Annotated in this window: 15 protein-coding genes; 14 read left to right on the top strand and 1 reads right to left on the bottom strand. The window is 42.4% G+C overall.

Translation table 11 applies throughout. The features are described from left to right. Positions 1 to 256: 256 nt before the first annotated feature. From WMO13_RS08460 to WMO13_RS08420, 9 genes are all read left to right on the top strand, one after another. Positions 257 to 1042, top strand: a complete 786-nt coding sequence (locus WMO13_RS08460) for an ankyrin repeat domain-containing protein (protein WP_084331397.1) — start codon at positions 257 to 259, stop codon at positions 1040 to 1042. 582 nt (positions 1043 to 1624) lie between these two features. Next, the gene (locus tag WMO13_RS08455; RefSeq protein WP_051396040.1) at positions 1625 to 4333 is read left to right on the top strand and encodes a decarboxylase; all 2709 of its coding nucleotides are present in this window, start codon (positions 1625 to 1627) and stop codon (positions 4331 to 4333) included. Between the two features lie 495 nt (positions 4334 to 4828). Continuing rightward, positions 4829 to 6145 (top strand): ferredoxin reductase family protein, encoded by a 1317-nt coding sequence (locus WMO13_RS08450; RefSeq protein WP_051396039.1) that lies wholly within the window; start codon positions 4829 to 4831, stop codon positions 6143 to 6145. A 203-nt stretch (positions 6146 to 6348) separates the two neighbouring features. Next, complete coding sequence (locus WMO13_RS08445) at positions 6349 to 8286, top strand: peptidase U32 family protein (RefSeq protein WP_026878168.1); 1938 nt, start codon at positions 6349 to 6351, stop codon at positions 8284 to 8286. Positions 8287 to 8467: 181 nt separating this feature from the next. Then, on the top strand, positions 8468 to 9484 hold the full coding sequence (locus WMO13_RS08440; RefSeq protein WP_026878167.1) for a DNA cytosine methyltransferase: 1017 nt from the start codon (positions 8468 to 8470) through the stop codon (positions 9482 to 9484). Continuing rightward, entirely contained in the window at positions 9481 to 10275 is a 795-nt protein-coding gene (locus WMO13_RS08435) for an Eco47II family restriction endonuclease (RefSeq protein ID WP_026878166.1), read from the top strand. The genes WMO13_RS08440 and WMO13_RS08435 overlap by 4 nt, the downstream gene beginning before the upstream one ends. 345 nt (positions 10276 to 10620) lie before the next feature. Then, positions 10621 to 11307 carry a hypothetical protein gene (locus tag WMO13_RS08430; RefSeq protein WP_051396037.1) on the top strand — a complete coding sequence of 229 codons (687 nt, stop codon included), beginning with the start codon at positions 10621 to 10623 and terminating at the stop codon, positions 11305 to 11307. A 335-nt stretch (positions 11308 to 11642) separates the two neighbouring features. After that, positions 11643 to 12923 (top strand): GntP family permease, encoded by a 1281-nt coding sequence (locus WMO13_RS08425; RefSeq protein WP_026878165.1) that lies wholly within the window; start codon positions 11643 to 11645, stop codon positions 12921 to 12923. A gap of 167 nt (positions 12924 to 13090) precedes the next feature. Beyond that, positions 13091 to 14236, top strand: coding sequence for a glycerate kinase (locus WMO13_RS08420; RefSeq protein WP_026878164.1), 1146 nt, complete (start codon positions 13091 to 13093; stop codon positions 14234 to 14236). Positions 14237 to 14292: 56 nt separating this feature from the next. Here the strand turns inward: WMO13_RS08420 and WMO13_RS08415 are convergent, their stop codons facing one another. Then, positions 14293 to 14772, bottom strand: a complete 480-nt coding sequence (locus tag WMO13_RS08415; protein WP_026878163.1) for an ACT domain-containing protein — start codon at positions 14770 to 14772, stop codon at positions 14293 to 14295. 180 nt (positions 14773 to 14952) lie between these two features. Here WMO13_RS08415 and uvrC point away from each other — a divergent pair, with 180 nt between their 5' ends. From uvrC to dcd, 5 genes are all read left to right on the top strand, one after another. After that, positions 14953 to 16770 carry an excinuclease ABC subunit UvrC gene (gene uvrC, locus WMO13_RS08410; RefSeq protein WP_026878162.1) on the top strand — a complete coding sequence of 606 codons (1818 nt, stop codon included), beginning with the start codon at positions 14953 to 14955 and terminating at the stop codon, positions 16768 to 16770. 249 nt (positions 16771 to 17019) lie between these two features. After that, a complete protein-coding gene (locus WMO13_RS08405) occupies positions 17020 to 18399 on the top strand; it encodes an MATE family efflux transporter (protein ID WP_026878161.1) in 1380 nt (459 codons plus the stop codon). Between the two features lie 64 nt (positions 18400 to 18463). Next, a complete protein-coding gene (gene tsaE, locus WMO13_RS08400) occupies positions 18464 to 18991 on the top strand; it encodes a tRNA (adenosine(37)-N6)-threonylcarbamoyltransferase complex ATPase subunit type 1 TsaE (protein ID WP_051396036.1) in 528 nt (175 codons plus the stop codon). Between the two features lie 223 nt (positions 18992 to 19214). Beyond that, the gene (apbC, locus tag WMO13_RS08395; RefSeq protein ID WP_026878159.1) at positions 19215 to 20318 is read left to right on the top strand and encodes an iron-sulfur cluster carrier protein ApbC; all 1104 of its coding nucleotides are present in this window, start codon (positions 19215 to 19217) and stop codon (positions 20316 to 20318) included. Between the two features lie 107 nt (positions 20319 to 20425). Then, a complete protein-coding gene (gene dcd / locus WMO13_RS08390; RefSeq protein ID WP_026878158.1) occupies positions 20426 to 20992 on the top strand; it encodes a dCTP deaminase in 567 nt (188 codons plus the stop codon). The last annotated feature ends 8 nt before the right edge of the window (positions 20993 to 21000 follow it).

Below are 21000 nucleotides of genomic sequence, written 5' to 3'. Positions count from 1 at the left end.
GGTAAATTAAAATATTTTTCGGTATGAGGGGATCAGCTCTTACTTATTTTATAGATAGAAAATAATCTTTTTCCTGTCGGGAATAAGAGATTTTCCCTCGAAGACATGCGAGTTGAGAATGCATATGCTATGCTGTTAACTTATTTAACTTTTTTGTTATAAAAAGTAATTTCATTAAAATATTGAATCACCCAATTGAATTCCGCCACTTTATATAGTGGTAGATTAAAACTACATTAGATTAGGAAGGCTCATTATGAAAAAACTAGGAATAAAGAGTATTGTAGCGACTACATTAATGTCGTTAATGTTAACGGCTAATGCGCAGGAAGTAACGACAGCAGTAGAAGTTATTGAAGTGGCACCGACGGCACTTGAAGCGCAAGCGGGGAGTTTTCGCTATACTTTAGAAGAGATGCAAGATATTGCGAGCGATACGAAATTAAAACATCGCGTATTCTATACAACGCCATCAACAGGGCCTGATGCGAAGTGGTTTGATGCGGTGAAGCAGGGCGATCTTGAAACAGTGAAGGCAATGGTTGCCAATGGGCAAGATATTGAGGCGAAAGATGTGGGAAGCCTTGATCAAACGGCACTTGGTTGGGCCGCATTTATTGGTTATGAAGATATGGTGGATTTCCTATTAGCGAATGATGCGAATCTTTGGGCGACCGATAAAGGCGATGTCTACCATACGCTTAAATCAGCGGTATTAGGGAAAAATGTCAATATCGTGAAAAAGCTACACGAAGCATTGAAAGATCAATATGATATTAATGATACCTCTTATGAAGATGATGGTGAATCATTAGTGATGGTGGCGGCGAGCAATAACCGGTTAGATGTGGTGCAATATCTCATCGATCAAGGGGCTGATCTCAATAAAGTGACTAGTGAAACAAACCCCGCGCGGCCCTCTTATAATCAGAGTGCATTAAGCTATGCATGTCAAAATGGTCATCAAGAGATGCAACAACTCTTAATTAAAAATGGTGCGATTAATCATCGTACCGGCGATGCCTCTTGCCAAGCGCAATGATTTTATCTGAATGAGTGTTGATCGATGATTTTATAGTCAATTTGGTTTAAGAAAATAAGAAAAATGTTTTTTATGTCGCTAGTGGCGCTTTAAAAGAATATCAAACCGTATTCAACAACACTTGCAAAATGCCGGATAGAATAGCTTCCTCGCCTAGATCAGCTGATGCGCCGGCGTTTGAATCAACTTATTTTGAACCGATATTACTATAAGTCGAGAAGTTTAAGGGCACCTTAGGGTGCTCTTTTTATGTAATGAGTGATGTCATAAGGCTGATCAAAGGCAGGAATCGTGATCGGTATCAGAGCGATTTATAATAGTCAGATCAAACCCCTGTTCTCTGAAATAAGGGTGTTATAATAGTGTGCTTAATGGATTAATTTTATAGTAAATTTGGTTTAAGGAAACTGATTTTAAACAACACTTGCAATATGCCGGATAGAATGGCTTCCTAACTTATTACAGCCGATTCGCCGGTATTTAAATAAGCTTATTTTGAACCGACATTACTATAAATCACATTTTACCGTAACGATTGATAGACCTAATCTCCGATTAGGTATCAGAGGAAAAGGAAAATAGATGGAACAGCAACCTCAAGCATCTCGTATAGAACCTGAAGATTCGGCTTTTGCCGTAGGGATGATTCGCCCAGATCTTTGGCGACAACTATTGGAAACAGTACAGCAATGGCAACATCAAACCATTACTAATGAAGCTGTGTTACGGGAGTTTGCCAAATTAGCCAATCTTGAGACATTTTATGCTTTCCCCGGCGCGAAACTGCTTGCGCAAATCGAAGAAGCGATTGAGGAAGATGATAGTGAATTAGCGGAAACCTTGATCTCTGAAGTCTCTTTGGCGATTTTAACGCGGGATTATAAATCAGAAGATTACACGCCCAATGAGTTTCAGCTTCATTCAGAGGAGCGGGAGCGTAAAAAGCAGGGGCATCATAATCGCCCTTACTTTGAAGTTTTAGTCGTGGCGAGTAATCAACATCGCTATGCAGAATCGTTACTCGAAGATTTTATGGAGCAACGCCGAAATGAAGATGATTTTATCTATGAAATTGTCTACGTAGAGAGCTATCAAGATGCCTATTCTGCGGTGATTCTCAATGGCAATATCAATAGCGTGATTATCTACGATAATATTGATTATGAAGCTAAGCATCCGGTTCCTTTTTTATTGCCGGCCTTGACCCATTTAGATGGGCAAGTAGATCAAACGGATGAAGCGCATTTAGCCTTGCAATTAGTAGATACCTTGAGCCATTATCGCCCTGAGTTAGATCTCTATCTCGTTTCTGATCGCTATTCAGAGGAAGTATCAAGCGATGAGAGAGCACAGCAGATTCGCCGAATTATCTATGCTTCTGAAGATGTGTTAGATCTGCATCTTTCGATTTTGGAGGGCATTCGTGATCGTTATCAAACGCCTTTCTTTGACAATCTCAAAGAGTATACCAAGCGGCCGATTAGTACTTTCCATGCATTACCCATTGCCCGAGGGAAGTCGATCTTTAATTCCGATTGGATTAGCGATATGGGAGAATTTTATGGTAAAAATCTCTTCTTAGCGGAATCCTCGGCGACAACAGGCGGGTTAGATAGTCTCTTAGAACCTACCGGTAATATTAAGATTGCCCAAGAGAAAGCGGCGCGAGCCTTTGGTGCCGATCATTGCTACTTTGTCACAAATGGTACAAGTACCTCTAATAAGATTGTGCTAATGGCGATAGCGAAGCCCGGCGATATTATTGTAGTGGATCGAAATTGCCATAAATCTCACCACTATGCGATGGTGTTAGGCGGATTGAAACCCTATTATGTGGAAGCGTACCCAATGAGGGAATACTCGATGTATGGGGCAGTTCCGCTAATTGAGATTAAACGGGCGCTCTTAAACCTCAAACGAGAAGGGAAGTTAGATCGAGTCAAGGCGGTCGATTTAACTAACTGTACTTTTGATGGTCACGTCTATAATACGCGCCGAGTGATGGAAGAGTGTTTAGCGATTAAGCCTGATTTGGTTTTCCTTTGGGATGAAGCGTGGTTTGGATTTGCGCATTGGTCCCCATTTTTACGGCCTCGTACGGCGATGGGCGCGGCAGAAGATATCGAATATTGGCTACAAACAGCGGAAGCAGAAGAGAGCTATCAAGCACAGCAGTTGCAATTAGGGGAGAATCCTAATGAGGAAGTATTGCTCAATACCCGACTAATTCCTAATCCAAAGCAGGTTAAAATTCGAGTTTATCAAACAAACTCAACACATAAATCGCTCTCGGCACTGCGACAAGCATCGATGATATTGGTAAAAGATGTGCAATTTTATGCTATTGAACCGCAATTGAAAGAAGCGATTTTTACCCACGCAACCACAAGCCCGAATCAGCAGATTATAGCAACACTCGATCTTGCCCGCCGGCAGATGGAGCTTGAAGGGTATCGCTTGGTATCTAATGCGTTACAGATCGCCTTAGATATTCGGACCCAAATTGCCAATCATCCTGTGATTGCTAAATATTTCTCAATCTTAACGCCGGCAGAGATGATTCCGCCAACGCTTAGGAGCACAGGTTATGAGGATTATTTTGCCACGAAAGATAATTGGCACAGTTTAGCGCAAAGTATTGCTGAGGATGAATTCTTCTTAGATCCCACAAGAATGACTTTAGTATGTGGTCGCGCAGGCTTAAATGGGACGGAATTTAAGAATCTCTTAGCCGATCGCTTTAATATTCAGGTGAATAAAACTTCTCGAAATTCGATTTTGATTCAATCAAATATCAATAATACTCGGAGTGATGTGGCGCATCTCATTAATGTACTCTTAACGATCTCGCTTGAGATTGAGGAGCAGATACGGCATTCCGGCCCTGATTTTGTGGCGCTCTTTGAGGAGAAAGTGGCAAGTTTAATGGAAGATGTGCCTGATCTACCTAACTTTAGCCATTTCGCCTCGCAATATCGGAAAGATGTCGCCGGCGCTGTTGCTGTCGAGGGAGATATTCGTACCGCCTTTTTCGCGAGTTGGGATGCCGAGCAGTGTGATTATATTAAGCTTTGTAGCGAGGAGTGTGATCAGCGCCTGATCAATGGACCTGAGATGATTTCCGCGAAGATGGTCATCCCTTATCCGCCGGGGTTCCCGATCTTAGTGCCGGGGCAGGTAATTACCCAAGATGCGATTGATTTTATGCGTAAACTCGATGTGAAAGAGATTCACGGCTATGATGAAGCGCGTGTTTTACAATTAATTCAAGCTTATCACAAGGTTGATTAACAGCATTTGATGGGCAGGATTGATAGATGGGGCGCAGAGTATAAAAAAAGTGGTTCAAAATAAGCATTATTTCAATGCCGGTGCATCAGCTGATCAAGGTAAGGAAGCTGTTCTATCCGGCATCTTGCAAGTGTTGTTTAGAACAGCTTTATCTTCTTTTTAAAATCGCATACGAATTGCTTAAAAACCATTTTTTATAAACCCAATTGACGATATACGAGAGCTAAAGATCTTCACGATTTTTAGCTCTTTTTGTGGATGATGATAAAAGGGGAATAAAAATATCTCAATCATTTGCGATCATTCTCAAATATTCTCAAATAAAATTATGAATCGCTCTTATTATTTATTAAAAATTGTTTTTATAAAAAGATATTTAAAAATATATAGTTATAATGGTATTTCGATGTTTATTTTAAGTATTTCTTAAGATTCACGCTTTAATCTAAAACTTCAGAAAATACTTTTGAAAATCACAATAATAGAGAGACCCTTATGCGCCGTGAGAAAACAATCATTATCGCCATTTTCCTATTTGCACTACTACTGTGGGGCGTAGATGTGCTGTTTCGGTTTCAAGCTTCTGATTGGGGCGTTTGGCTTTGGCGTAAGGAGTTGATCAATTTAACGGGGATACTCGCCTTTATTCCGATGGGGATTATTATGATTTTAGCGCTTCGTCCGCCGAAATTAGAGTGGCTCTTTGGCGGGATGGATAAGATCTATTATGCCCATAAATGGCTCGGAATTTGGTCCATTGTCTTTGTGATATTGCATTATGGGATGAAGCTCAGTAAAGGAATCTTAAAACCTTTTTTTGAACAAGGCCCCAAGCCGAAAGATCCGAAACTATGGATTTTTGATGGAATGCAATCTCTAGCAAAAGATATGGGGGAGATTCTCTTCTACGCCTTTGTCATAATGTTGGTAATGACGCTCTTAAAACGTTTCCCTTATCGCTTTTGGCGCTTGCTTCATAAATTGATGGGGATCTTTTTTATCGGCGTTGTCTTTCACGCTTTAGTCTTATCGCCGGCGCGCTATTGGACTGAACCGGTTGGGATTGTGATGTTGCTCTTAATGGCGTTTGGGATCTATAGTGCGATCATTGCGATATTGGGGCGAATTGGTCAAAAACGCCGTTATCAAGCGACGATTACGGAGCTCGACTTTGTCGCTAAAACGGCGGTAGTCACTTGTGAGATGCCGAGAGATTGGAATCATCAAGCGGGGCAATATGCCTTTGTACAGCACCCACAATATCGGGAGAAACATCCTTTCACAATCGCATCGATGACCCGAAAAGATCAGACGATCTGTTTTGCAATCAAAGCGTTAGGGCACTATACGCGGAAAATCGGCAAGCGTTGGCAAGTGGGCGATCAGCTGATTATTGAAGGCCCTTATGGCCGATTCTTCTCGATGAACTCAGATCTTCCCAAACAGCTCTGGATTGCCGGCGGTGTTGGAATTACACCCTTTATCGCTTGGTTAGAATCCTTGCAACGAGAGAATCGACAGAAAGAGAGTCGTCAAAAAGCCATTACCCTCTATTATTTGGTTCGTAATTCAGAGGAAGCACTGATGTTAACGGAATTACAAGCGCTTGCGGAAAAGGCGAATGTGACATTACATCTGCACTATAGTGATGATCAAGGGTTTTTAGATTTTGCAACACTACCTTTTGATGCCGATACTTCGGTTTGGTTCTGTGGCCCGACCGGCATTGCCAAAGCGATTAGTCGACAACTATCCCTTAAAGGATTAGCGCCTCATCGTTATCTACATTGTGAATATTTTGAAATGCGGTAATGGAGATCTCTCAATTAGAACGGATTGGTAAAGAATAGGATCTCTTGAAGGTGTCTAAAAATCTGCAAATTTTCTCGATTCTTAGTATCCTATAGCGCAGAGTATCAGTAGAAGATCCCGCAATTTGTGGGATCTTTCTAATTGATCTATCACTATTTTATTTTGAGTGTTGTTTGAATCCTATTTGAATTGTAGCGAGAAAGATGAGCCTTTTATCCCACGAATTAGAGTTATTAAGTCCTGCCCGTAATACTGAGATTGCAAGAGCGGCGATTATTCACGGCGCTGATGCAGTCTATCTTGGCGGCCCTGAATTTGGGGCTCGGCACGCGGCGGAGAATGATGTTGCCGAGATTGCGCGTTTAACGGAATTTGCTCATCGTTTTAATGCGAAGGTCTTTATTGCACTCAATACCATTTTGCACGATAACGAGTTGGAATCGGCCCGTAAATTGATCTATGAACTCTATGATGCCGGCGTAGATTCGCTCATTATTCAGGATATGGGCTTGCTTGAACTTGATCTACCGCCGATTGAACTGCATGCCTCGACCCAAACAGATATTCGCACACTGGATAAAGCGAAATTTATGGCTGATGTGGGCTTCTCTCAATTGGTACTTGCGCGGGAATTGAGCCTTAAAGAGATACGGGCGATTCACGAGGCGCGTCCTGATACCGCATTAGAATTTTTTGTTCACGGCGCGCTCTGTGTGGCATTCTCGGGGCAATGTTATATCTCACACGCAGAAACAGGACGTTCGGCCAATCGGGGTGATTGCTCACAAGCCTGTCGTCTTCCTTATACCCTCAAAGATAGTGAAGGGCGGGTGATTGCTTTTGATAAACATCTATTGTCGATGAAAGATAATAATCAATCGAATAATATTGATGCGCTTATTGAAGCAGGGATTCGCTCATTCAAAATTGAAGGGCGTTATAAAGATATGGCGTATGTGAAAAATATCACAGCCCATTATCGTCGCCTATTAGATCGCTATATGGAACAAAATCCGGCCTTTACGCGAGCCTCTTATGGCAAAGTGGTTCATCATTTTGAGCCTAATCCTGATAAGACCTTTAATCGTGGCAGTACCGATTATTTTGTCAATGCTCGTAAGGAGGATATTGGGGCTTTTGATTCGCCTAAATTTGTGGGCTTACCTATTGGGCATATTTTGGATGTCAAAAAGAACTTTATCGAAGTGAAAACCACAGAACCGCTGGCCAATGGCGATGGACTCAATATTCAAATTAAGCGGGAAGTAGTAGGATTTGCCGTTAATCGAGCGGATAAAATTGGGGAGAATCATTATCTTGTATATCCCAATGAGATGCCGGCAGAGTTTGTTACAGAGCGAGCGAATATTCAGAAAAAACATCCGCTTAATCGCAATCACGATCAAGTCTGGAGTCAGCTATTAACCAAAGATTCAGCAGAACGCCTGCTAGAAGTCTCTCTGAGCTTTAGTCAAGATGAGGCGGGCTATCGCCTTGAGCTCTTTACGCCGGAAGGGCATTATGGTTATGCAAGTCTGTCAGGGGATTTTGAATTAGCAAAAGATCCTGAAAAAGGGCTTGCGACGTTAGAGAAGAATTTACAGAAATTTGGAGGAAGTGGCTTCTTACTGCTCGATTATCAGATTCAGCTCTCTGAAATTCCTTTTATTCCGGTCAGTATGATTAATCAATTACGCCGGGAAGCCATTGAGGCCTTAGAGGCGGCGATTCGTCTCAATTATGTTCGTGGAAGTCGTAAAGCACCGGTTGATCCGCCGGCCATTTTCCCCTTTGAGGAGCTCAGTTTCCTAGCGAATGTCTATAATGATAGAGCGAGAGAATTCTACTTTAAACACGGCGTGAAGATGATTGAACCGGCCTATGAAGCCCACGAAGAACTTGGTGAAGTGCCGGTAATGATCACTAAACATTGTCTTCGCTTCTCTTATAATCTCTGTCCTAAACAGACAATCGGCGTAACCGGCGTACAAGGGCAGATTAAACCAACACCGCTAACCCTCTCGCACAAAGGGGAAGAGTACACGCTCAAATTTAACTGTCGCCCTTGTGAAATGCACGTAATGGGGAAAATGAAACCGCATATCGCTAAGCAAGCGCTATTAGGTGCGGAGTTGAAGTAGGGAGTTTCCCTCAGGGAGGATAAATCTACTATAATAAAACTCAGAAGTAACTAATGGATAGAGATATCTATCAATAGGCTAGGGTTTAGTATGAATTTAAGCCCAAATATTATATTCACTACAGATATAAGGCATGGAAGATTTGAAACAAGTATCTTTAGATTTATCTTTTTCTGAGGCATTGAATTCCCATCAATCAACGGTCATAGAGTTATTTGCTGGTGCTGGTGGTTTAGCTTTGGGATTAGAAAAAGCAGGATTTCACTCTTTAGGGTTAGTGGAATTTGATAGGTATGCTTGTGATACTTTGCGTAAAAATCGTCCTAATTGGAATGTAATACATGATGATATTGCGAATATCTCATCAAAGGATTTAACAGAAGTATTCGGGATAGCCAAAGGGGAATTAGATCTCTTATCTGGTGGCGCACCTTGTCAGGCTTTTTCTTATGCCGGTAAAAAGCTAGGGCTAGAAGATACACGTGGAACGCTTTTTTATCACTATGCGTTGTTTTTAAAGCAATTACAGCCTAAGGTATTTTTGTTTGAGAATGTGCGTGGCTTATTGAGCCATGATAATGGTAGAACTTATCAGATTATGAAGCAGGTATTCAAAGAAACCGGCTATTCCATTCAGGAAAAAGTATTAAATGCTTGGGATTATGGTGTTCCCCAAAAACGGGAGCGTTTGATTGTCCTCGGTGTGCGAGAAGATTTAGAGGATACTATCACTATCTCTTATCCTGAAGTACATAGTTATAAGCCTGTGTTGAGAGATATTTTGTTAGATGTGCCTGATAGTGAAGGCATGCGTTACTCTAAAGAAAAGGAAGCTATTTTTGCGCTAGTACCTCAAGGAGGATATTGGCGTGATATTCCCGAAGAGATTGCTAAGCCCTATATGAAAAGCTGTTGGGAAATGGGGGGAGGTCGGACAGGAATTTTAAGACGGATGAGCTTAGATGAACCCTCATTAACAGTATTAACATCCCCTTCACAAAAGCAGACAGAGCGGTGTCATCCATTAGAGAATCGGCCATTTACCATTCGGGAAAATGCGCGTTGTCAGACTTTTCCAGATGAATGGATATTTGAGGGAAGTATCATGCAACAGTATAAACAGATCGGAAATGCTGTGCCTGTCAATTTAGCGTATGAAGTGGGTAAAGAAATTCAAAAAGGGTTGGGGTATTTATAATGTGGGATCTTAATTTTATTAGTAAAGCAGATTTTACCAAGCATGTTGAAGAAACAATTAAGAAATATGGTGATAAGCTGATTCCTTATGATGTGAATAAATTTAATGCGAATATTGTAGACCCTATTAAATTACTTTTTGATAAAACAGTCTATCGTTTTTCTTGGGAAGAGATTATTAAAAATGAGATCTTCCGGCAAAGGGATAAGTCCAATAACAACGATATTGGCTATTTTCATCAAAATCTCTTTTCTTATATTCAAAACTGTACAGTACCAGACCAAGGTTGGGATGTAATCTATCATCAAGAGGGCGGAATAGCGCTTCCAGATAATGATCAAGTCAGTACCATTTATGTGGAATTAAAAAATAAGCATAATACAATGAATTCTGCTTCTGCCGGTAAAACTTACATTAAGATGCAACATCAACTTTTGTCAGATGATGATTGCGCCTGCTTTTTAGTGGAAGCAATTGCTAAAACATCTCAGAATATTAAATGGGAGACAACGGTTGATAAAAAGCGAGTAAGTCATAAAAGGATTCGCCGGGTAAGTATTGATCAATTTTATGCTTTGGTAACCGGGGATCCTCAGGCATTCTATAAAATATGTATGGCTCTACCCACTGTTATTGAGGAAGTGATGAAGCAGTCATCAGAGATCAAAACACCGGTTGATCAGGTTTATCAAGAATTAAAAGCGAAAAGCGAATCATCTAATAGCTCTTTTGAAATGGCGATTTTTCTTTTAGGTTTTAATCGTTATGAAGGATTTTCTGATCATCCTTAAAAGGGGAGAAGCGATAATTCAGATTCCCAATATTTCTCAATCTCAGTACGAAGATTGAGATCCTATTTAGAACTCGTTTTGATCTAATTTGTGAAATTCCTATCAATTTTTATATTAATATATATTTATTTAAAAATTTAATGATGTGAAATGGGGCTTTTTTACGAGGTTTTTTAATTTCAACATAATTTTTTGATGCAAAAGTGAATCATTTCGCTGTACTATACTGCCGGTTACAATATGTAAATATTAGTAGTTAATTGTAAAATATATTGTTTTAGCATCTCGTGATGTCGCAATACTATTTTACCGGCAAGATAATATTCACTTACAAGAGATCAAGGAATGAATAAAAACCTCGTAGCGCAAACTTCTCAAGAAAGAGAGTTACCCATTTCTAAACGGACGGTTACCAAAAACGGTAAAACAATGCGATCGAATAATCGCACGATTTTAAGTGTTAAATCGCTATTTACCGCGGGAACAGTTCTGTTACTGACTGCTTGTGCTTCAAGCCCTTATCCTTATGCGGTGGTGATTGATCCGCAATATCCGACAACTTCCATTCCTACAACCTCTGTAGGTGCATCACATTTTCCTGTGTCTGAGATTGAATTTCCTGAGTTTGATATGAGTCAACCTGGGGGAATGAATCAAACGACGACAACGGTAAAACGAGAAACGCGCTCTACAGCGCCGGCGGTCATTATGCCCTCAGGCCGTTATAGTGAATGGCATACCGATGGCCACAGCTCAACTTCTGGTAGTAGCAATACCCAATCATCAGGGGGATGCGTGACGCAGGAGGATCGTAGCGATCGGGATAATGGGAGTAGTACGGTACGCAGAAGTAGTTGTAATGGCAGCAGTCAAACGAAGAGCAGTAGCAAAACAAAGAGCCACTCAAGCGGTGTAGGATTTAGTGTCGATGGCCCTGTCGGCGCAGTACTAGGAATGATGCAGCAGATGGAGAGTATGAATCGTGCAGATGAAGCGCGGGCAGAGGAGATGTTTAAGGCCTTTGGATTGTAACTATTTGGGCTTTAGGATTTTTCCGGATATATTCCTTAAAGTTGAAATAATCTCGCCAATTTAATTGGAAACATTGAAAATAAGTAGCGATATATTGGAAGATTGGTTGGCGATTAAGAGAACGGCTATGATATTGATTTGTAGTCATTTTTTGTTGTTTTTTTAAAATATTCAGAAGATATTAGAAGAGGATGTTGTCTTTAATCAAATAATAAATTGGGTAAGGCGCCGTTTGAGATTGGGTGTGCTATGTTAAATCTTAATTGAGACGATGGCTCATTTGAAGTCGAGGAATCAAGAGAGAGTATATTGGGCATTGAAAAGAGGGCTTAGCTATGACGGTAACACTGATGGGCGCACTGATTGCGCTGATTTTGGCAATTATCTTAATCTTGAAAAAAGTACCGCCGGTATATGGGATGTTAATTGGTGCTTTTGTCGGGGGATTTATTGGATTAATTACGCAATATTCATTAGATCAAGCCTTGGTCTCTACGGTAAATATTATGATGCAAGGGGCTCAGGGCATTATGCCGGCAGTGTTGAGGATTATTGCGGCGGGCGTATTGGCCGGTGTCCTGATTGAATCGGGGGCGGCGCTTATTATTGCCGAAACGATTATCCATAAAGTGGGGGAATCTCGAGCACTATTAGCGCTCATTCTAGCGACCGCGATTTTAACAATGGCCGGAGTCTTTATTGATGTGGCAATTATTACGGTAGCCCCTATCGCATTGGCAATTGGGCACAAGGCCAATTTATCCAAAATGGCCATTTTGTTGGCCATGAGTGGCGGCGGTAAGGCAGGGAATATTATGTCGCCGAATCCTAATAGTATCGCGGTGGCAGACTTTTTTAATTTGGAATTGACAAGTGTAATGGCCGCAGGTGTTATTCCGGCGCTATTTGGGGTTATCGTGACCGTTTTTATCGCTAAAAAGTTGGTTAAAAAAGGGAGTGCAATTCAAGCGCAAGATTTAACCACGATCGATAATAGTCGTCTGCCTAATTTTTTCTGCGCTATTTTAGGGCCTTTAGTGGCTATTGGCCTTTTGATGTTACGCCCTTTAGCAAAGATTAGTGTTGATCCGATGATCGCACTACCGATCGGGGGCTTAGTGGGGGCGATTGCGATGGGAAGAGCAAAAGAGCTCAATCGTTATGTGATCTCAGGATTAAGCCGAATGTCTGGCATTGCCATTATGTTATTAGGAACGGGGACACTCGCTGGGATTGTCGGTTCTTCAGAGTTAAAAACAGCAATGGCAAGTATTATTCACGCCATTAATTTACCCGATTATATGTTAGCACCTATTTCTGGTGCCTTTATGGGATTAGCCACTGCCTCAACGACCGCAGGGGCGGCGGTGGCTTCTGCCTCCTTTGGGCAGATATTATTGGGCTTAGGTGTTTCGGCGTTAGGATCTGCAGCGATGATTCAAGCAGGGGCAACGATGTTAGATCATATGCCACACGGAAGCTATTTCCACGCAACGGGCGGTGCGACCAATATGGAGATGAGAGAGCGCTTAAAATTAATTCCTTACGAATCGTTAGTTGGGTTTACTTTAGCCGCCTTTTCAACCTTGATTTTTGGGGTCTTTGCCCTCTTTTAATCGCTATATTGTTGAATGCAATATAAGCGTGTTTAAAGATCGTTATAAGCGGATTACTAATAGAGCAACAATAGATCAACAACAGATCAAAAGCGGATCGAAAGAGAATGAAAGACCCAGATGGAAGTTAAGATCCGCTTTTGAGATGAGAAATAGAGAGGAATCGTATGAAAATTGTTATTGCACCTGATTCATTTAAAGAGAGTTTAACGGCGATTGAGGTTGCCAATGGAATAGAGCAGGGATTTCGCGAGATTTTCCCGGAAGCAACCTATATTAAAATTCCGGTGGCAGATGGCGGGGAGGGAACCTTACAGGCACTCATTGATGCAAAGCAAGGCACATTAATCGCTTGTGAAGTAGAAGATCCCTTAGGGCGCATTATTACGGCACATTACGGTTTAACGCCAGAGGGACTTGCGATTATTGAGATGGCTACGGCAAGTGGATTAGCTTTACTCACTACCGAAGAACGAGATCCGAGAATAACGACCAGTTATGGTACTGGGGAATTAATCAAAGATGCCCTTAATCGCGGTGCTAAGAGTATTATGCTCGCGATTGGGGGAAGCGCTACTAATGATGCCGGCAGTGGAATGTTACGTGCTTTAGGCGCTCGGTTCTTAGACCAAGCAGGAAAAGAAGTTGAAGGCGGTGGTATCGCTTTAAAATCGGTAGTAAAGATTGATCTTTCTGCTTTTGATACTCGTATTGAGGATACTCATTTCTTGATCGCTTGCGATGTGGATAATCCTCTTGTAGGAGAACGGGGGGCTTCTGCTATTTTTGGTCCGCAGAAAGGGGCAACGCCGGAGATGGTCACTGCTTTAGATGAGGCTTTAACTCACTTTGCGAAGGTAACCGCTTCAACGATAGGAATGGATTATGCCGATCGATTAGGAGCAGGCGCTGCCGGCGGATTAGGGTTTGCCGCATTGGCTTATTTAGCGGGAGAACTGCTGCCCGGCATTGATCTGGTAATGGAGATTGTTGAGCTTGAAAAGTATCTATTAGAGGCTGATCTAGTGATTACAGGAGAGGGGAAGATTGATGGGCAGACGATTTTTGGCAAAACCCCGAAGGGGGTTGCGCAATTAGCGAAACGGTATCATAAACCGGTCATTGGGATTGCCGGGGCACTAGGGGGAGATGCCGATGCGGTATATTCTCATGGCATTGATGCAGTTTTCACGATTACTCAACGACCGGAAGCGTTAGAAAAGGCGCTGTTAGAGAGCGAACGGAACTTAGTACATACCGCTAGAAATATTGCGAAACTCTATCAATTGGCACAAATGAATGCTTCGCAATAATGGCGGTAGAAGTACTTTAAACTATATTCCCTGACCGATTGAATGGCTCAAGCATTCTAATGTGCATTCATCCCTTGGATCTTTCTTTGAAGAGCGGTGATAATCTCAAGTGCAACATGGGCATCAGGCTTATTGATCAGCACATAGCTATTATAGACGGTATGAACGGGTTTAATACCGATGCCGGCTTTAGCAAGTGCGCTTGAGATAATAGCGGTTAGGCCTGTGCTGATCGGTTTAAATGGCACATTGAGGGTAATTTTGCAATATTCGCCCTCATATTTCAGGAAATTGTTATCTGCCTCTTCTTTGCGTAGAATGAGCGTGATTCCTTCACGTTCTTTATAAAATGCTAAGGGGTCAAAACCTAGCACTTTAAGAAGGGAATGATCAGCAAGACCGACATAGACATATGTTTCACTTGAGAGTACGGGGTCAATATTTTGTAACACATCTTGCAGTGAGTTTCTATGTGACATGGGTTTGGCCTCTTGTTTGATCTGTCCTTTAGTTACACGAGGTTGATAATATATCATTGAATCTTATTTTGATAGTAGATTTCTGTGTAATAATCACGGGATATTTATTGATATAATCATATGTTTAATCTTCTATAATTTTGAATTTTAATAAATAATTTTTATTTATGTTAATTGATATTTATTGAAATATTTTTATGTTAATCATGACTAATTTTAGGAAATGAGCCAACAACTATGCCTTTTGATGCAGACCATTTTTTAAAAAATGCACCCACGACTTCCGGCGTTTATGTGATGCGCGACAGTGCGGGCGATATCATCTATGTTGGAAAAGCCAAGAATCTTAAAAACCGCCTCACTAGCTACTTTAAGACCAAAAATCTTCCTCCTAAAACGCAAGCGTTAGTGGCAAATATAGATTCAATTGAAACGACCCTTACTGCTACTGAAAAAGATGCGCTTGTGCTCGAGAGCAATCTCATTAAAGCGCACCGCCCGCGTTACAATGTACGTTTAATTGATGATAAGAGCTATCCTTATATCTATCTCTCGGATCATCCTTTTCCTCGTTTTAGCTTCTATCGTGGCGCCCGTAAAAAACGGGGGCGAATGTTTGGGCCGTATCCCTCTTCATTAGCGGTGAAAGAGACGCTCAATTTGATGAAGAAGGTTTTTCGGGTGCGGGAGTGTGAGGATAGTTTTTTTGCCAATCGTACGCGCCCTTGTTTGCAATATCAGATTCAGCGCTGTAGTGGCCCTTGTGTCGAGAAGATTTCTCAGCAAGATTATCAAGAGAGTGTGGATGAAGCTGTGCTCTTTTTAACCGGCGAATCACAAAAACTGGTAGACCATCTTATTGAGAAGATGACACAGTTGAGTCAATCAATGGCCTTTGAAGAGGCGGCTATTGTCCGGGATCAAATTCAATATATTCGGGAGATTCAAGGGCGAAATCTAATGGAAGAGAGTCATGATTCCTTAGATATTATCGCTTATGCGGAAGCTGCGGAATTGGTCAATATTGAAGTGATGACCATCCGCGATGGCAGGGTGCTCGGCACAAGAGCCTATTTCCCTAAAGTGCCAAGTGGTACGCCGGCAGAAGAGGTGATGGAGGCATTTGTTAGTCAATATTATGGCGAACACCGTCTTCCCCCACGAACGATTATTCTCAATCGAACTTTGCCGAAAGAGGAAGAGAGTTGGCTCGTCACAGGGCTTGCCGAGATTAGCCCTTATGCGGTACAGCTGCAATATAGCCGTCATTTACGGGGGCGTAAACGGCAATGGCTTGAGATGGTGGAGAATAATGCCGAGCATTCCCTTAAAGTGAAATTAGCGAGCCGATCTCAAGTGGAAGATCGCCTCTTTGCACTAGGCGAAGTGTTAGGATTTGATAGAGCGATTCGCCGAATAGAGTGCTTTGATAACTCGCATAGCTTTGGGGAGCGAACCGTTGCGGCAGATGTTGTCTTTACCACTGAGGGCTTTGCGAAACAGCATTACCGGCGCTTTAATATTGAAGGGATTACCCCGGGCGATGATTATGAGGCGATGCGACAAGCCTTAACGCGGCGCTTAAAGGGCAAAGACCCGGCAGATTATCCGGATATCTTACTCATTGATGGTGGCAAAGGGCAGTTGCAAGTGGCGATTGAGGTGCTCGATGCGCTCAATATTACGTCAATTTTTCTACTTGCGATCTCAGAAGGAGAGGGTAAGGTTCGAGGTAAAGATATGATCTGGCTTCGGGATAAAACACGCTTACTGTTGAGTCCACAATCCCCGGCATTTCATCTTCTCACGCAGATTCGAGATGAAACACACCGCTTTGCCATTGAAGGGCATAGAGCACGCCGAGATAAAGCACGCCGGCGCTCACTGTTAGAGGATATTCCCGGCATTGGAGAAGCAAGAAGAACCGCACTCTTAACTCACTTTGGGGGCTTGGAATCACTGAAAAAAGCCGCAGTGAGTGACATTGAGAAAGTGCCCGGCATTAGTAAAAAGATGGCGGAGATTGTCTTTCAGGGGTTGCGACAAGGCTCATAATAAAAGGCGCAGCAGAAGAATTGTATCGGGGAATATTCTTGGGCAATGACCCTTGATGATATTTTTTCAGAGTATTCCCTAAACTAAGGTAAAATAGAGCCCATTTATCAATCCTCTATTATTCTCGCTTTATTCAATTGTTGTCTTATCAATGGTCTCATCGTTGTCTTATGATGGTGATGTCGATGCGGATAATAGGGGGGAATGAAGTGTTAGATACAGAATCAATCAAGGAGTTTTATTGTGGGCGTGAGTCGCTATTTTCATTTTCAAAAAGATGAGTTGCAGATGTTATTTGCCCTCACATTACCGATTCTTATTACCCAATGGTTTTTGGTGGGGATGGGCGTGACCGATATCGCGATTACCGGGCATTATGCCGATCATACACAGGCTTCTGTGGGATTGGGGGTGATGATCTGGAACCCATTACTACTTTTTAGTACCGGCGTTTTGATGAGTGTGGCGATCTTTAGTGCCCACGAATTTGGTAAAGGTAAGAGCGAAGATGTGGCGAATATTTGGCACAACGGGCTCTTGATTTCAGTTGTTCTTATGGTGGTTGTCCTGCTTGTAATGAATTTCTTCTCAGGGACGCTACTACAATGGCTACAAGTGGAAGCGGAACTCATTCTGGACTCGGTCTCTTATCTACGCGCTTTGAGTGTGGGGGTGCCAGCGATTTTTGTTTTTAATAGTTTGCGTGCCGTCTGTGAGGGAGTTGCACGCCCGGTGCCGATTACGATCGTATGTGGTGTCGGATTTGTAGTGAATGGGATTTTAAACTATCTCCTCGTCAATGGTTATGCACCGATTGGGCTACCAAGCTATGGGATTGTCGGTTCGGGGTTAGGCACTGCCTTAACTTTCTGGGTGATGCTCTTTTTGTTAGTGGGTTTTACCTTTATCGATCCTCGATTACGAAGCTTGCGTTTAGTGCGTAAATTAGAAAAGCCGGATGCGAGATTAAAAGAGATGGTACACGTAGGGTTACCGAGTGGCGCAACGTTCTTTGCGGAAGTGGCGATTTTCTCGGCGGCGGGTTTGATTTTAGGACAATTTGGGACGGTGGTGGTTGCAAGTCATCAGATCTCTTTGGCCATTACCTCAATGACCTTTATGATTCCACTCAGTACTGCAATGGCGATTACCTCGATGATCGGTCAGCGAATGGGACGAATGGATTATGAGAGTGTATTACGAGTGAGCAGAATGGGGCGCACAGTGGTGATCGCTTTGATGTTAGTGACAAGCTTGATTCTTTATGGCGCGCGTTACCATATTCCACAACTCTTTAATAGCAATCCGGCGATTATTGAGATGAGTGCGGGCTTAATTATCTACTCTATCTTCTTCCAATTGCCTGATGGAATGCAGATCTCAGCCAATGGCGTGTTGCGGGGAATGAAAGATACAAAAGTGCCGATGTTCTTAGGGATCGCCTCCTATTGGTTGATTGCTTTTCCACTCTGTTACTATCTTGGGGTGGTGAAACAGCTAGAAGCGCCCGGCGTTTGGATGGGCTTAATTGCCGGTTTAACTTTTGCGGCGATCTTTCTCAATATTCGCTTATGGTTGTTATCTAAAAAATTACCGACAGATCAAGCGCCGATAAAGTTAGGGCAATAATGATATGAGCGTAACAAGATCAGTATTACGGGGAATGTAATAAGATGGATAGGATGGCCTAAAAATGGCCGAAGAAATGGCAGAGAAAATGACAAAAAAAATGGATGAAATCTCACAAAAGACAGCGATGCAATGGATCTTCTCTTCAGAGAAAGAGACCGATTTATGGGCAAGAACATTGGCTAAATGGCTACAAAATTTAGCCATTACCGATTGTAAAATTTATTTAGAGGGGCAGTTAGGTGCGGGTAAAACTGCCTTTTCTCGCCACTTTATTCAAGCATTAGGGGTTAAGGGGGCGATTAAAAGCCCCACTTATACTTTGATCGAACCTTATGAATTGCCGGCGTTGATGGTACTTCACGCCGATCTCTATCGCCTTGCTTCGCCGGTAGAGCTCTTTGATTTAGGATTATTAGAAGAGAGTGGTATTTGGCTCATCGAATGGCCGGAGAAAGGGGCAGGTGTTTTGCCGGAAGCGGATATCGTGTTAAAGCTTTCTCGGGTCAGTGAGGAATTGACGGTTAACAGTGAGGCGCGCACACCCTTAGGTCAGCAACTGATGGCAAAAGTTGCCGAAGATTGGCAGTAGCGAATTCGCAACAGAGGTGAGTTAACCGCAGTCGATAGAGATCGATGGTGGTTGATAGAAAAAGCATTCAGGATCTTAGAAATCAATTCAAAATCACCGAATGAAGAATGAATGAATTAAGTGAGAATCGATCTAGTACGAATGAGAGGAAGATGAAAATGAATTTATCCTTGAATGAGTGATAGAATAGAGAATCAAAAATAGAGTAGTGCTAGAGGTAGAGATGAAAATTACAAAGGATGTTGTTGCAGGGATTATTGGTCAAGAAGTTGATCGTTATTTAGGAATGGATTTACGCTCAGCGGGTTGCGTTAAAGCAATCGAGATCGATGATGTACAAAAGAAGATTAGCGTGCAGATCGTCTTAGGGTTTTATGCCAAAGCCCATAGCGAAATGATCCAAACAACATTAAGTACTTTAATAAGTCAAGAGACGGGGTACAGCGCAACAGTAACCGTTGAGAGTAAAGTAGTCGCGCATAAGGTGCAAGGACAATTGCACGCAATGGCCAATGTGAAGAATATTATTGCGGTAGCTTCCGGTAAGGGCGGTGTCGGTAAATCTACGACAGCTGTTAATTTAGCGCTAGCGTTACAGCAAGAGGGCGCAAGTGTGGGGATTTTAGATGCGGATATCTATGGTCCTAGTCTGCCAACAATGCTCAATACGCACGAAAAACCGGTTTCTCTCGATGGTAAATCGATGGAGCCTATTATGGCGCAAGGTTTACAGAGTAACTCGATCGGTTATTTGATTGCACAAGCCGATGCAGCTATTTGGCGTGCACCGATGGCAGTATCTGCTTTGACACAGATGCTTAAAGAGACTGCGTGGAAAGCGCTCGATTATTTGATTATCGATATGCCACCGGGAACCGGCGATATTCAATTAACACTAGCACAACAGATTCCGGTTGCCGGCAGTGTGATTATCACAACGCCTCAAGATATTGCGTTATTAGATGCCCGTAAAGGGATCAATATGTTTGAGAAAGTGGGCGTGCCGATTCTGGGTATTATTGAGAATATGAGTTTTCATATCTGTAGCCAATGTGGTCACGAAGAGGCAATCTTTGGTACTCTAGGTGGTGATCATTTAGCAAAAGAAGCGAATGTTGCACTACTTGGGCAGATGCCGCTGGATATCTCAATTCGTCAAGAAGCAGATCGCGGCGCACCGACAGTCACTGCCGGCGGGCCATTAGCGGATCGTTATCGAGAGATGGCGATTAAGATGAGTGCCATTTTATCTTTAAGAGAGCGGGATCGAATGGCGGGCTTCCCGAAAGTCGTTGTACAGCAGTCACAAGGTAAAGAATTGAAATAGAATCTGTTGCCACTGCGTTATTGTAGAGTAGGGAAGTGGTTATCAAGATGAAATAATATTGAAGAAAAGCGCATAGACTAAATACGCACAGAATAAAAGGATAGAGAATGTCAATAAAAGCAGATCATTGGATTCGGGAACAGGCAGAGAAATATGGCATGATCGAGCCTTTTGAGCCTGGACAAATTCGGGAAAATGAGAAGGGACGGATTATTAGCTACGGCACATCAAGTTATGGTTATGATGTGCGTTGCAGTAATGAGTTTAAGATCTTTACCAATATTAATTCAAGCATTGTCGATCCTAAAAATTTCGATGAAAATAGCTTTGTTGATGTGGTTTCAGATGTCTGTATTATTCCCCCAAACTCCTTTGCGCTTGCCCGTACCGTTGAGTATTTCCGTATTCCTCGTTCTGTGTTGACCATTTGTTTAGGGAAGTCTACCTATGCACGTTGCGGTATTATCGTGAATGTCACACCACTAGAACCTGAGTGGGAAGGACACGTTACCCTTGAGTTTTCTAACACAACGCCGCTTCCGGCGAAGATCTATGCCGGAGAAGGTGTTGCACAGATGCTCTTTTTAGAATCCGATCGTGAATGTGAAGTTTCATATAAGGATCGAGGTGGCAAATACCAAGGACAGACAGGGGTGACTTTACCTCGCACATAACAATGTGC

Source organism: Ignatzschineria larvae DSM 13226, assembly GCF_038500265.1.
GTDB classification, from domain to species: domain Bacteria; phylum Pseudomonadota; class Gammaproteobacteria; order Cardiobacteriales; family Wohlfahrtiimonadaceae; genus Ignatzschineria; species Ignatzschineria larvae.
Note: the sequence above shows the minus strand (reverse complement) of the source record. Positions and strands in the feature narration are given on the sequence as shown.